We start from the raw sequence: 13,862 nt of genomic DNA on the forward strand, positions 1-13,862 counted from the left end.
TAAAAAAACGCCACTGGCCATAGTGGAGTTTTTAACGGTGGTGGGCGATATAGACTTGTTCTCGAATCAAGTGATTGAGTTTTTAAATCAATTTATAGTTTACAATTTGAAGCATTAAGTAAGAAATTATAAAAGCAATTCAAACATTACCGATTTAAACGGTTAGCTGATAGAGACAGTTTACGAGACAGTTATTAGAAATATTGATAACCGGAGATTTTCAATTGAAAAGAAGAATGTTGTTTATGACCGCGGTGAAGTTATGTTTTTTTTGAATAGCCGGGTGATGCGATAGGAGTTAGTAAAAAGTTACTGCAGAAGTCCCGACAAGAGTATTATTGTTATAATTCATAATTTTTAGAGCTAGAGTAGAAATAGCCTAATATATTCTTAATCTGCTAAAATAGTTTTTTGTATTGTTCTATATTGGTTACTTGTCTTTTAAAATAACTTATTAATTGGTATAATTATTTAGGTTTATAAAAAGGGCAGTCTCATATCGTAAATTATAATTTTTTCCACTTCTTAGCATTATTTTGTAACCTTTTGTGTGACAAATTCCTCTAAAGACCATGACCTTTCTTTATTTTGAAGAAAGTAGGTTTTAATAAATACTAAAAAAAGAAGAATTCTGTTTAATTGAGTTTACTACATGATAAAATTTTTTTTAAAAGCTACTTTGGTATTATTTGTACTTCAGGGATATTCCCAAAGTGATTTATTGGCTGAATTTGATACCGTCTCTAAGAAGCCATCTTATGCAACTGCAACTTTCAAAGGTTTACAGATTGTTACACTGCAATCCACAAAGATGCCTGCTAAACAGGAATTTTATTTTGTTGTTTCACATCGCTTTGGTTCAGTGAGGGGAGGTATTTCTGAGTTTTTTGGTTTTGATGGTGCCACAACTAAAATAGGAGGTGTCTATGGTGCTACAGACTGGCTTTCAGTCAGTGGGTCACGGCATACTTTACTAAAGGTATATGAGGCGGGTTTGAAGTACAGAGTCATGCGACAAGGAGACCAGCTTCCTTTCGATATTGTTGGATATAACACATTGGACGTTAACAGTTTTCTCAGGAAAGAGGAATATCCCGGATTAGAATTTTCACACCGTCTTACTTATATAAATCAGATTCTTGTATCACGTAAATTTTCTGAAAAACTTTCCTTAGAAATTGCTTCGTCTTTTATCCATAAGAATGTTTACAGTCCTATAATTGAAAACGATAATCAGTTTACTGTAGGAGCGGGCGGACGAATGAAAATTACTAAAAGGCTGTCTTTGACATTTGAGTATCTAAATAATTTCAATTTGCCGGATTATTATCAAAACCCTTTATCTGTTGGACTAGATGTTGAAACTGGTGGACATATTTTTCAATTGATATTTACTAATTCACAGGCAATGACGGAGAGTGGTTATCTTACGGCTGCTAGTGGTAACTGGGAAAAAGGAGAAGTTTTTTTTGGATTTAATTTATATAGGGTATTTTAAAAATTAGCTTATGAAAAAAATTCTACTTACATGCATTGTTGCCTTTGTTGTAAGCTCTTGTGAAACGACAACTTATGATGATATCCAAGAAAATCAAATCATAACTGGACCGATAACGTATACTTCGCATGTTAAAAATATCATTAGTACTTATTGCTCGAGTTGCCATCATACAGGAGGTACTGCCTCTTTCAGACCTTTTACCACTTATGAAGAAGTAAAGGATGCCATGCAAAATACTGATCTGTTAGACCGAATTCAACGCCAAAATGGAGAAGCCGGCCAGATGCCTCAAACCGGTCGTATGCCACAAAACAAAATAAATAGTATCATCCAATGGAATTCGGATGGATTAGTAGAATAATGAATTTTTTAAACTTTATGTATGAATAAAATTGTTACATTTTTACTGTTAATGCTTCTCTCTGCTATGGGATATGGTCAGAAGTACATCACAAAAAGTGGGAGCTTGAAGTTTGAAGCTTCAGCTTCAAGTTTTGAAGAAGTTAAAGCTGTAAATAGCGAAACATCAGCGGTGCTAGAAATTTTAAAAGGAGATTTAGCGGTGCTGGCACTCATAAAAGGCTTTCATTTTAAATCGGCTCTTATGGAAGAGCATTTTAATGAAAATTATCTAGAGTCCGAAAAATTTCCGAGAGCAACTTTTGTTGGGCAAATTGATGGATTTAACATCTCCAATATTGCTTCATTAGCAAAAAGCTATAAGCTGTCTGGTGACCTTACACTTCATGGAAAAACAAAAAAAGTGAGTACAATAGTCAATGTATCTATGTCCTCTGATAACGTATTACTTACCGGAAGCTTTGAAGCTAAACCTGAGGATTATGGGATTGAAATACCAAAAATACTGTGGAATAAGATTGCTGAAAAGGTGATTATTAGATATAGTTTGACTTTAACCAAACAATAAGTTATGAAACTACTAATGCTATTACTCTTTTTTGTATCAACGACATGTGTAGGACAGACTATAGACAACAAAAACATATTCAATGTAGCGCGGAATGGATCTATTAGAGACATCGAAATGTTGATGCAAAAAAATAAAGATACTATTAATGCAGTCAATGCTAATGGTTTTACACCATTATTACTTGCCTGCTACAAAGGGAATAACGATGTGGCTGAATATTTAATGAAAAAAGTGAATAATATTAATTATGTGAGTCCGAGTGGGACTGCGTTAGCAGCTGTTGTTGTAAAAGGCAATTATCACTTAGCCCGAAAATTACTGCTTTACCGAGCTAACCCAAATTTATCAGATGAACAAGGAGTAGTGCCATTAATGTATGCGGTTCAATTTAAGAACATAAAGCTGATACGTTTATTATTAGAGTATGAAGCTGATAAAACTGTCAGAGATAAGACTGGCAAGACACCATTTGAATATGCTGTTTTTACAAAAGATGAGGAGATAATCAATTTACTTAAACAATAATCTTATGAAATTAAAACTATTATTTTACTATCTGTTATTTTCAATAATTGGTTTGCAGGCACAAACTAAATCAACTGATACTGTGAACCTTTTAACGGGAATGACGGCCAAATTAGATCTTAATAACACTGATTTAACAGCAACCCTGACATTAACCGGCCCAACTGATCGCTGGTTTGCTCTACAAATAGGGTCATTTGCCAACGGACAGGGTATGGAGAGTGGACAGGATGTTGTTTATTATAATGGAAGTACGTTAATTGATGCTGTACATAATGGTATTGGCATAGCACCAACACAGGATGCCAATGATTGGACAATGTTATCGAACACAGTTAACGGAGGAACAAGAACCATAATTGCCACAAGGGCATTTAATACTGGTAATCCAAATGATTATGATTTTGTATATGCAAATCCTGATATAGATTTTGCTTTTTCTAGAATGAGTACTGCGAGCTACACATTGGCATATCATGGGGCTAATAACAAAGGATATCTGCTTAATGTGCCTTTCGCCTTTTTAGGGACAGATGAAATAGAACAGCCAAAAGAAACCACCACAATATCTCCAAACCCGGTGGATAATAGTTTTACTATCACCTCTAATGTTGGAATTCGTATGGTAAAAATCTATGATATGTATGGTAAACTAGTCACCACACATTATAATCCAATTGGACAGGTTGCTGTTTCTGATTTATCTAAGGGTATATATTTTATAGAAATTACATCTATCGAAAATTTAGTTTCAATTAAAAAAGTGATTAAGGAATGAAAAAGAGAATAATATATTATTTGTTGGTTTTAATGACTGTAATGAGCTGTAAAGTTGATACATCATCAAAATCGGTTCTTCTAAAGATTGATTTGGAACCAAGTAGTGCAAGTAATGCTAAGGGAACGGCAATTTTTACTGAACTGAATAAGATTGTTTCGCTGGATGTAAAAATGCAAGGCTTAAAACCTGGGACACACGGGATACATATTCATGAAAAAGCGGATTGTTCAGCAACAGATGCCAGTTCGGCCGGAGGTCATTGGAATCCCACTTTTAAGCCTCATGGCAAGTGGGGCTCTATATCATGTCATAAAGGCGATATAGGAAATCTTATAGCGAACGAAGATGGTAATGCTATGCTTTCGGTTGATACTGCTGAATGGTGCATTGGTTGTGGAGATTCCACTAAAGATATTTTAGGGAAAAGCCTCATCATTCATCAGGATGCCGATGATTATGTTTCGCAACCTTCTGGTAATGCAGGTGCTAGGATTGCGTGTTCAGGAATTATCCGTTGAGTAGTAGGATATCATTACTGAAAATTGTAATTAAAAACAGCATTAGTATTGAGCCAAAAAGATGAGAAAAAAACAAGAACTAGCAATCATTATTAATTAAAATCATGAGTAATCTAGAAAAGAAGAGCATGTATAGTACTGTTATGCAACAATTTACCAAAAGTGCCGATACTATTAAATTAGATCCGGAAATAAGAAAAATATTAGAAGCTACTACTAACGAGATTGTTGTCCATTTTCCTGTTAAACTTGATAATGGTAGCATCAAAATTTTTACAGGCTATAGAGTGCAGCACAATAATGTATTGGGACCATATAAAGGTGGCTTGAGGTACCATCCGTCTCTTAATATTGATGATGCTAGAGCGTTGGCTATATGGATGACTTGGAAAACTTCTTTAGTTGGTTTGCCTTATGGAGGGGCAAAAGGAGGGATACAATTGGACCCAAGAGAGTATTCACTTTTAGAATTGGAGCGTATCTCGAGACGATTTACTTACGCACTGGGAGACAATATTGGTCCGGACTATGATATACCTGCACCAGATGTGAATACTAATGAGCAGACCATGGCTTGGATTGCAGATACATATATGTCGACTAAGCCTACTTCTGAGCGATCTCGAAATAAACACATAGTAACCGGTAAACCAGTAGGATCGGGTGGACTTGAGGGAAGAGACAGATCGACAGGATTTGGTGTATTCTTAAATATTAAGTTATGGTATGAAAGCCGAAATGAAAAGTTGGATGGTAAAACATTCATCGTGCAAGGTTTTGGAAATGTTGGATATTGGACATCGCATTTTTTGACAAAAGAAGGGGCGATAATGATAAGTGTACAGGACGCCCATGCTACTCTTTACAGTAAGAATGGGATTGATGTTGCTAATTTGCATATTCACTGTAAACCACGAAAAGGGTCAGTCAAAGGTTATAAAGAAGCTGAAGAAATTCCTAGCGAAGAGTTTTTTGGGCTAGAATGTAATATTCTTATACCGGCAGCTATGGGAAATCAAATTACGAAAAATAATGCCCACAAAATTAAAGCTGAATTAGTAGCGGAGGGTGCTAATGGACCTACCGATTTTGAAGGAGAAGCTATTTTGCTCAACAGAGAGATCACCATTATACCAGATATATTATGCAACGCAGGAGGAGTTATTGGCAGCTACTTTGAGTGGTTGCAGAATAGGAATGGGGAAATATGGCATTTAGATGAGGTGATGGTTAAGCTGGAGAAAAAAATGACAGAGGCATTTAAGAAGGTAGAATTAAAAGTTAAAGAAGGTCATATTGATTGGCGTTCGGCGGCTTACATTATAGCTATTACTAGAATTGAAACCGTTTACAGACAACGAGGTATTTTTCCGTAAATCAAAGTATAATTGGTCAGGTAGAAAATGATTTGCTAAGCCAAAGAGGTCCTTAGTTATAACAATGAAGTCAAAAAAACTTAGTATTGATGAAGTTAGTTCTATTTTTTTCTCAATTCTTTGTATTACGGCAAATTATGTTTTTTAAAATTAAAGATTCTTTTTAAAGTCTGAAGGCCTGAAATTGGTAAGTTGGAAAAAAGTATTGCTGAAAGAAGGTAGACTACCATAACCAACAGCATAAGCAATTTCACTAAGCGATAAGTCAGTCTGAAGCATGAGTTCGATAGCTCTTACTATTCTTAACAGCTTAATGTATTGAAGGAAAGAAGTGCCCAAAGTCTGTTGGAAAAGCCTAGAAAGACTTCTTGGGCTTATTCCAAATTGTTTGCTTATACTTTCCAACGAATGACTTTCTGCAATGTTTTTTTTCAAAAATTTCAAAATTGGGATCATTCGTTCGTTTTCTGTAAAAGGAAGAGCAATAGGGAGCGTCCTATGGCTTATTTCCGGTAAGATATCCTTTATTACCGATAAAAAACGATATTTATTGTCGTCAGGAGCTATGTGTCCATCCCAACTTTCCGAATATTTAATCATTTCCATTAATAAGTCGTTAATTGGATAAATCCCAACCTCAGTGTAGAAAGGGTCTTTGTCATCGTCATGAGTGTAAAAAAACAAAGACCTCAAAACTGTTGCTGAATGCCCCATTTTTAAGATGTGCGTTAAACCTTTGGGCACCCAAAAATAATGTCGGGCAGGAATTACATAATGCTTATCATTAACTTGTAAATAGGCAAGTCCTCCTTCTACATAAGACAGTTGACCTTTGGTATGACTATGATAAGGAATGTACTTTTCAAACTTTTCGTGCATTACGAAAACTGAAGAAGAAAAATTATCAATGTCGGGTAAGGAAGCAATCAGACTCATTAATGTTTGTTTTTAAAGTATTCGATTCTATCAAATATACAAAAAATCAGACGGTATATTTTTTTAAATCTTGAAATTTATGTTTGTTTCTATGAGAAATTTAAAGCAACTTAAAGTAGTATTCCGTCAGATTTTTTTCATTGGCTGGATTAATTAAGTATTAGTCTATTTTGCGTAAACTTAAAGTATTTCGGGGATTTACTTTTGCAACATTAAAATTAAATCATAATGTTTTTCCAATACAAAAGGCATCTACTATTTTGTTTGTTTTTCTTTCAATCTGCCCTTCTTTTTTCACAAAATCCTCTATTAAGGCATGAACAAGGAACTCCGCTTTCTATAAGCGAAACTTGGTCAAAGGCTATCGAATCGAGTAAAAAAATTAATTTAAGTGTTCTAGAGGCTGCAGTAAGTAAAGAAGAAATTAAAGAAAGTCAGTATGAACGATTTCCTGAAGTAAGTTTCAAAGGGAATTATGAGTATGCAACTAACATACCTGTATATGAAAACGGTCTCTTTCACAGTCCGGTCCAACATGAAGTTATTCATTTGCTTTACAAATTAAGTGCGGATTTTTATGTAAACATTTATAATGGTAACAAATTGAATCTAAAAATTGATAAGAAGAAAGTCCTAAATGAAATTGCTGAAATACAAAAAGGATTGACCGTTTCTGAAATTAAATTGCAAGCCTCTGTATATTATCTGAATTTACAAAAAAGTTTAATTTTTAAAGAATTAATGGTAAAAGAGATTGCCAATCAGGAGAAACAATTATTTGAAATAAAAGAGCTTTACAAGCATGGAGTTATTCTAAAAAGTGACGTGCTTAGAGTGGAGTTACAACTGTCCAATCAAAAAATGATACTTGTTAAGATTGAGAATGATATCTCCATTGCTAATCAAAGGTTAAATATACTAATTGGGTTGCCGGATCAGGAAATTGTTGACCCATACGAAGAATTAAATCCTTTTTTATTTGATTTAAAATCATATGATGATTACCTAGAAATTGCCGAAAACAATTCCTATGACTATCATATTTCGGAAAGAACAGTAGCTCTTAAAAAAATAGAACTAAAAAATATAAAAGCTAATGTGAGGCCTAAAATAGGCTTCTCAGGGGAATTTTATTTGGCAAACCCTCAAATTTTCTTATATCCTTATTCTCCCAGCAATTATACACTTGGAATTTTCGGAATAAGGGCATCCATTCCACTTTCTGAGTTATTTGTAAATAAACCGAAAGAAAGGGTTGCTAAATTGAACTTGGAAAAAGAAGAGTTAGAGCATCACCATACTGATGATAAGATGAGAGAACAGGTTTATGAAAATTACCTACGTTTTAAGGAATCGTTACTCCGGATAGATGTTGCAAAAGCAGATATTGAACAATCTATGGAAAGTGCAAGGATTGTTCGAGAAAATTATTTTAACCAAGCATCATTGATAACTGATTTGCTGGATGCCGATATACAATTACTTCAAAGCAAATTCAGTTTTGCCTCGGCAAAGATTAATGCTCAAATTCAATATTATCAACTTCAAAATATTTTAGGAACTCTTTAAGAATGAAAAATAAAAACACATACACTGTAACGGATAAGCTTATTACAAAAATCACTGCATGGATTGCTGGCATTATATCGCTGATATTGATCATTTGGGGAGTCATAACACTTCTTGATATTTCTAAAAATGAAAAGACAAATGACGCACAGGTACAAGAATATATTAACCCAGTTATTGCGAGAGCAGGAGGGTTTATTACGCAAGTTAAATTTGAAGAAAACCAGCCTATAAAAAGAGGTGACACAATTTTGGTTATCGACAGTCAGGAATATATAATTCAAAAAGAACAGACAGAAGCAGCCTTGCTGAATGCAAAGGCACAGTTGGTCGTTTGGCAGAATAAGGTTCAAACGCTCATTAAATCTGCAAAGGTTAACCTGTCTAAAATAGATATAGCAAAAGCTGAGTTGCAGAAAGAGAAACTAGAATACTCACGCTATAAAAAATTAGTTAGTAGTGAGTCGGCAACTAAACAAAAATTAGAAGAAGTTGAATCCGATTATAGTACTGCTATGGCACAGACAGAGTCTGCCGAGGATAATTACCAAGCTTCCTTATTGGAAATAAATGAAGCGCGAGCCCAAGAAATAGTAACGAAGGCAGAAATAAAAAGACTTAAAGCATTATTAGACCGTCACAAGCTAGATGTAACTTATACAGTAGTGACTGCATCCTATGATGGATTTATGGGTAGAAGGACTGTTGAAAAAGGCCAAATGATTGATGCCGGACAGGTATTGGCTTATATTGTAAATGCTGAGACCGATAAATGGGTAGTTGCAAATTATAAAGAAACCCAAATTAGTTCGATGACTCTGGGAGATAGTGCTGAATTTACTGCGGATGCCTACCCTGACAAAATTTTTAAAGGTGTTATTATCTCTTTTTCACCGGCAACAGGGTCTAGTTTTTCTTTACTTCCTCCTGATAATTCAACAGGGAATTATGTAAAAATCGTCCAGCGTGTGCCAGTAAGAATAAAAGTTACCAGCCCGAAAAAAGAAGCTAATTTTCTAAAAGCAGGAATGAATGTGAATGTATCAATTGCCAAAAAACAATAATAAAAATGTTACCAAAAGGGTTTTTGTTTAGAGGTTGGGTTCCAGAATGGCTAGTTAAGATAACGCTATTTATTGTGTTGCTGCCTAGTTTAGTCTTATTCTTTCTGCCTATGGTCAATATTAATGCAGCTGCCGGAAATACCGGCATAGAAACCTACGATGTTATATTTTCGGTTGCTCTGTTTTATGCCGGCTATGTGAGTTTTTTTTCATTGGAAAGACGTTTTTTTAAATTTTTGGCTGCAAAGGAGTACTTTATAATAATTACCATTATACAGATTGTAAGCTCTTTTATCTGTTACTGTACTAAGGAGGTAGGCATCCTGTTCGTTTTCCGCTTTATACAGGGGATGGCTTTTACAATGACGGTAAACCTGTCTTTATCACTTATATATGCACGTTTAAGAAGCCAAAGAGCAAGGGTTATAGGTTACTCTGTGTTTTTCGGAATGTTAGCTGCCATGATTCCTTTCAACAATTTTGTCACGGCTCATGTTGTAGACTCATTTGATTTTAATATTCTATACAAATGTGCCATGTTCTCCTATTTGCCCAGTTTGTTGTTCTTACTATTATTTATGAATAATGTGAGGCTTGATGTAAAGTTTCCATTGTATCAGTTAGATTGGGCAAGCTTTTTATTTTATGCTATTTCGATTTGTTTGATAGGATATGTTATGGTTTATGGACAGGAATACTATTGGTTTGAAGATAAAAGAATCTTTTGGAGTATAGTTGCGATTATAGTTTCTAGTTTTTTTTTCGTTATAAGACAGTTGGGCTTAAAACGACCTTATTTGAATCTTGAAGTATTTAAGTACAGAAACTTTAAAATAGGTGCCTTAATTATTCTCATCTTTTACATTTGCCGATTTGCATTTTCAATCACGACGACTTATTTCCAAGATGTTTTGAGGTTAGATCCAATTCATATTGGTTACATCACCTTACTTAATATTGTTGGACTTATAATTGGGGTCATAGTTTCAGCCGTTTTTGTCCTACATCAACGTCCAGTACGTTTACTTTGGATATACGGGTTTACGCTATTATTTATTTACCACGCCTGGATGGTTTTCCTTTTTACAACGCAGGCAAATGAAAGTAGTTTTTATATTCCGTTGCTGGTTCAAGGACTTGGAGTGGGTACTTTAATGACTCCTTCTATAATATTCATGGTTTCATCTGTACCAGAAAAGTTGAGTGTAACCTCTGCCGGTGTATGCTTATTTATGAGGTGTTTAGGTTTTTATGTCAGTATCGGACTCATGAATTACTATGAGTTGTATTCTAAGAGTAAGCACTATAATACTTTTCAGGACAAGGTATCGCTAGCGAATAGTGTTACCAGTGAATCTATTTCAAAATATGAAAATGCTTTAATGAATCATGGAGTTGGTGCAGAGTATGCTACAAAAGCTGTAAATAAATTAATAGTTGATGCCATAAAAGCACAAAATCATATAAGGTACGCAATTGATTATTATGAGGGAATATGTGTACTCTTACTCTTAACCTTAACCTTGGTGGCACTATTTCCCTATATAAACAGAACTATTTTAACATTATCTAAAAAACAGCCCTCACCTTTTTGATGAGTTTTAAAAGCAGTATTTCATATTAAAATTAATATTATGGAGATTGTATATATCATCTTTTTGCTAACAATAGCTAGTATAACATACTATGGTTTATCCAAAAAAAAGAGAAATACTCTAAAGAAACGAAATCAAGTATTAATAGGGTTATTTCTTCGCATTAATAAACACTTGAAAATTGAAGATAGTTCTAAAGATGAAGTTCATCTTGTGTGGATAAGTATCCGGGGAACTATTAGAATAAATTTATCCCAGTATGGTGGAATTATTTTTATTTCTATTCAAAAAGGAGTGCATGATTTTAAAAGTAAAAGGAAGGATTGGATTTTTTTGGATGTCATGGACCAACATTTGATATTTAATGAAGTCATAGAGGACTTATATAAAATTTCTACTGATTGGAATCTTGGAAAAGATCACATTTTGTCATTATTGAATGAAAGTAACAAAAGTATAGCCAATGTTAAACTTGAAAACATATTCTTTAATTACAACAGGGCTGCAGCTGCCTATTGCTTGGCTTACCAGAGCCTTAATGCTATAAAAAAGAAACAAAGCTTAGATGATGCCGAGTCTTTTGAAGTACTTTTTTTTCTTTGTATGGTCACTTTTGAAAGATTGAAAAAGAGAAGTAAATCTAACTTAATGAGCATGTTTGTTAACTATCTGCTATACTTCCTTGAAACTCGAAATTTGTTAATAGAAATCAAAGATGTTCCAAAGCTGGTTAACCATAGAATTGGTATGTATACTGAGCAGGTTCATGTCGTAAAAGATGATTTCAATTGTAATTTTGGTGTTTTATATTACTATTTTTTTGTTAAACCGCTTGGTCTTAAGTCAGCTTCGCTATTAGTGGTTAGCCAACAAAACAAGTTTTCGTCCATATTAATGCCTATTTTAGTAGAACTTGAAAGCAAATTATTAGTGCTGGAGAACCAAATTGCAAAAAGCAAGTAAGTGACATTGTTTACAATTTTACAATTTTTTAATTGCATACGGAGAGATGAATCTAGGTTTCTGAATTAAACGCAGCAACAAGAAATATGATGGTTACAAAAGACAAAAAAACGGCTATATCTGATGAAACATTTTTTCAACTTTTGTATATTGAAAATCTCGAAGCCATACAGTTTTGTTGGAAAGTGCGTGAGGGACTAAGGCAAAAAATTTGCTTTATAAGGATTAAAAATTACACGGATTGGTACTTTTCAAATTTTTTACATTTGCAATTAGAAAGAAAACTGAGAATAGCAATTTTTGTTTTAGGGAATGATCATATATTGACAAAAAAAATGTTAACTAAACATAGACGAATTAAGAGGGTTTTTTTAAGCAATAAAGATGTTGAAAGATCATTGCATAGGATAGAGGAAGAGTTAGAAAATTTGATTCGATTTGAGGACCACTATGTTTTTAAGGAATTAAAGTTTGATTATTGTTTAAGTGAGTTTTTTGAACGAGAGTATTTGTCTCCGAAACTTTCTCATGCTTGCAAAGATTGGTCTGATCCGTTTTGGAAGGTAAAGCGATAACACTTTAAAATATTATTATGAGCACTAACATAATTGTAACTAGACTTGAAGTTTTATTAAATCTGCCTTTTATTTCTGCATATACGAGTAATTCGAATGTCTGCTTTGCGAATAATAATGATGTTAGGGTAGAGTACCGGGATAATTTCAATGAAAGAGATATAGTAGCTTATATAATAGGGATCATAGACTGCGAAGATTTTTCGCAATTCAATTCAGTGTGTTTAGAAGTACCTTTTCCAAAAAGTGAGTCTTACTTTTGGGAGGTAGTTAAAATAAAAAATAAACATAATTTGATTGACAAAGTACTTAAAGAGTTTACTGTATCTGAATTTTTTGCTACATTTCTTACCACTGAAAAATGGAGTGACTGAGATTTTACCGTTTCAAATGGAAGCTATTTTGGGCTTAAACTCACTTAATTTGAATTTCATCTTGGTCTAGAAGGAGTACATTTCTTAAAATTACGGCATGGTTAATTTGATAACTTTTAGCACCAAAAAGTAATGTAACCGATTGATTTCTGGCAATTTCTCTAAGTCGTTGTAGCTCCCTACTCTTTGATGAAAGCTCTTGGCGATAGCGGATTGCAAACTCAGCGAATCTCTCTTCTTTGTGGTCGAACCACTTCCTTAATGTTGGTGAAGGAGTGATTTCTTTGTTCCATTCATTTACGAATAAATCAGTTTTTTTTATTGCACGAGGCCAAATCCGGTCGACTAAGACCCGATATGATCCATCGGGTCCTTTATTATCATATACTCTTTTTATTTGAATCATCATTGAAGTATGCTGTTTAATTCTTCCTCCAGAGCAATAGTTTTAGGAAACAGAATGTTATTTTCTAAGTGAATGTGGAGATGAAGATCCTCTTCAAATTCTTTAAGCAAAGCATAGGTCACTTTAAATGTATTACAGGCATCCTGTGGAGGATTATAGTTATTGGTTAAGATTGCAATTTCATTAAACCGATCTCCCTCATCGCTATGTTCGCGTTGCATCATTTCTATTGGATTTTTTACTGTTCCAAATGCAGGTTTACCGACAGATGCTCCTGTTTTCATCGCTTTTGCTAGTCTAGAGATGTAAGGGAATAACATAAGTTCTTCCTTCATCATGTGCTTTGAAAGTTCTTCAGCAACAGTATTGAAATAATTTTTAATTTCAAATAATTCAGGATGCTTATCTCCATGAACTTCTACAACTTTGTTTAGGTAGGGTTTGAGTTCTAAAATGGCCTTTTCAACATAACGATGATGCTTAATTTCTATATGATTTACTAATTGGTCTACACTCCAAGATTGATAATCAACTGTTTCTTTTTTTTCATGAAGGAGCATTAGTTCTAGTTGTTGAACAATCATTTCGAATGAAATGTTTCTTTCGTTACAAACCTCTTTTAAAGATTTATTACCGTGACAACAAAAGTCGATTCCAAGAGATTTAAAAACGGATGCTAAACGGTAGTCTTGTGCCACCAGATGGCCCACAGTTTGGTTTATATGTATTTTCATAATGTTTAAATTTA

At 33.8% G+C, this 13,862-nt stretch carries 16 protein-coding genes; 13 read left to right on the plus strand and 3 right to left on the minus strand.

Going from position 1 to position 13,862, the window contains the following annotated elements; translation table 11 throughout:
* The first annotated feature begins 652 nt into the window (after positions 1-652).
* The 7 genes from C8C84_RS06305 (at position 653) to C8C84_RS06335 (ending at position 5,632) form a co-directional block, all read left to right on the plus strand.
* Complete coding sequence (locus C8C84_RS06305) at positions 653-1,498, plus strand: DUF5777 family beta-barrel protein (protein ID WP_121312725.1); 846 nt, start codon at positions 653-655, stop codon at positions 1,496-1,498.
* A 10-nt stretch (positions 1,499-1,508) separates the two neighbouring features.
* Positions 1,509-1,862: a cytochrome c gene (locus C8C84_RS06310; RefSeq protein WP_121312726.1), complete on the plus strand. Its 354-nt coding sequence runs from the start codon at positions 1,509-1,511 to the stop codon at positions 1,860-1,862.
* Positions 1,863-1,883: 21 nt separating this feature from the next.
* Complete coding sequence (locus C8C84_RS06315; RefSeq protein WP_121312727.1) at positions 1,884-2,429, plus strand: YceI family protein; 546 nt, start codon at positions 1,884-1,886, stop codon at positions 2,427-2,429.
* Positions 2,430-2,432: 3 nt separating this feature from the next.
* Positions 2,433-2,957, plus strand: a complete 525-nt coding sequence (locus C8C84_RS06320) for an ankyrin repeat domain-containing protein (protein WP_233549739.1) — start codon at positions 2,433-2,435, stop codon at positions 2,955-2,957.
* A gap of 4 nt (positions 2,958-2,961) precedes the next feature.
* Entirely contained in the window at positions 2,962-3,735 is a 774-nt protein-coding gene (locus C8C84_RS06325) for a T9SS type A sorting domain-containing protein (RefSeq protein ID WP_121312728.1), read from the plus strand.
* Entirely contained in the window at positions 3,732-4,256 is a 525-nt protein-coding gene (locus C8C84_RS06330) for a superoxide dismutase family protein (protein ID WP_121312729.1), read from the plus strand. The genes C8C84_RS06325 and C8C84_RS06330 overlap by 4 nt, the downstream gene beginning before the upstream one ends.
* A 104-nt stretch (positions 4,257-4,360) precedes the next feature.
* On the plus strand, positions 4,361-5,632 hold the full coding sequence (locus tag C8C84_RS06335; protein ID WP_121312730.1) for a Glu/Leu/Phe/Val dehydrogenase: 1,272 nt from the start codon (positions 4,361-4,363) through the stop codon (positions 5,630-5,632).
* A 150-nt stretch (positions 5,633-5,782) separates the two neighbouring features.
* On the opposite strand, the gene C8C84_RS06340 is transcribed toward C8C84_RS06335, so the two are convergent.
* Entirely contained in the window at positions 5,783-6,568 is a 786-nt protein-coding gene (locus C8C84_RS06340; RefSeq protein ID WP_121312731.1) for an AraC family transcriptional regulator, read from the minus strand.
* Positions 6,569-6,796: 228 nt separating this feature from the next.
* Here C8C84_RS06340 and C8C84_RS06345 point away from each other — a divergent pair, with 228 nt between their 5' ends.
* The 6 genes from C8C84_RS06345 (at position 6,797) to C8C84_RS06370 (ending at position 12,708) form a co-directional block, all read left to right on the plus strand.
* On the plus strand, positions 6,797-8,137 hold the full coding sequence (locus tag C8C84_RS06345) for a TolC family protein (protein ID WP_121312732.1): 1,341 nt from the start codon (positions 6,797-6,799) through the stop codon (positions 8,135-8,137).
* Positions 8,138-8,139: 2 nt separating this feature from the next.
* The gene (locus tag C8C84_RS06350; RefSeq protein WP_121312733.1) at positions 8,140-9,201 is read left to right on the plus strand and encodes an HlyD family secretion protein; all 1,062 of its coding nucleotides are present in this window, start codon (positions 8,140-8,142) and stop codon (positions 9,199-9,201) included.
* 5 nt (positions 9,202-9,206) lie between these two features.
* Positions 9,207-10,796, plus strand: a complete 1,590-nt coding sequence (locus tag C8C84_RS06355) for an MFS transporter (RefSeq protein WP_121312734.1) — start codon at positions 9,207-9,209, stop codon at positions 10,794-10,796.
* A gap of 39 nt (positions 10,797-10,835) precedes the next feature.
* The gene (locus C8C84_RS06360) at positions 10,836-11,759 is read left to right on the plus strand and encodes a hypothetical protein (RefSeq protein WP_121312735.1); all 924 of its coding nucleotides are present in this window, start codon (positions 10,836-10,838) and stop codon (positions 11,757-11,759) included.
* A gap of 86 nt (positions 11,760-11,845) precedes the next feature.
* Positions 11,846-12,334, plus strand: a complete 489-nt coding sequence (locus C8C84_RS06365; RefSeq protein ID WP_121312736.1) for a hypothetical protein — start codon at positions 11,846-11,848, stop codon at positions 12,332-12,334.
* 17 nt (positions 12,335-12,351) lie between these two features.
* Positions 12,352-12,708 carry a hypothetical protein gene (locus C8C84_RS06370; RefSeq protein ID WP_121312737.1) on the plus strand — a complete coding sequence of 119 codons (357 nt, stop codon included), beginning with the start codon at positions 12,352-12,354 and terminating at the stop codon, positions 12,706-12,708.
* A gap of 40 nt (positions 12,709-12,748) precedes the next feature.
* Here the strand turns inward: C8C84_RS06370 and C8C84_RS06375 are convergent, their stop codons facing one another.
* Positions 12,749-13,117, minus strand: coding sequence for a DUF488 domain-containing protein (locus tag C8C84_RS06375; protein WP_121312738.1), 369 nt, complete (start codon positions 13,115-13,117; stop codon positions 12,749-12,751).
* Positions 13,114-13,848 (minus strand): iron-sulfur cluster repair di-iron protein, encoded by a 735-nt coding sequence (gene ric / locus C8C84_RS06380; RefSeq protein ID WP_121312739.1) that lies wholly within the window; start codon positions 13,846-13,848, stop codon positions 13,114-13,116. Before ric ends, C8C84_RS06375 begins: the two co-directional genes overlap by 4 nt.
* Positions 13,849-13,862 lie beyond the last annotated feature (14 nt).

Source organism: Flavobacterium sp. 102 (genome assembly GCF_003634615.1).
Lineage (GTDB): Bacteria > Bacteroidota > Bacteroidia > Flavobacteriales > Flavobacteriaceae > Flavobacterium.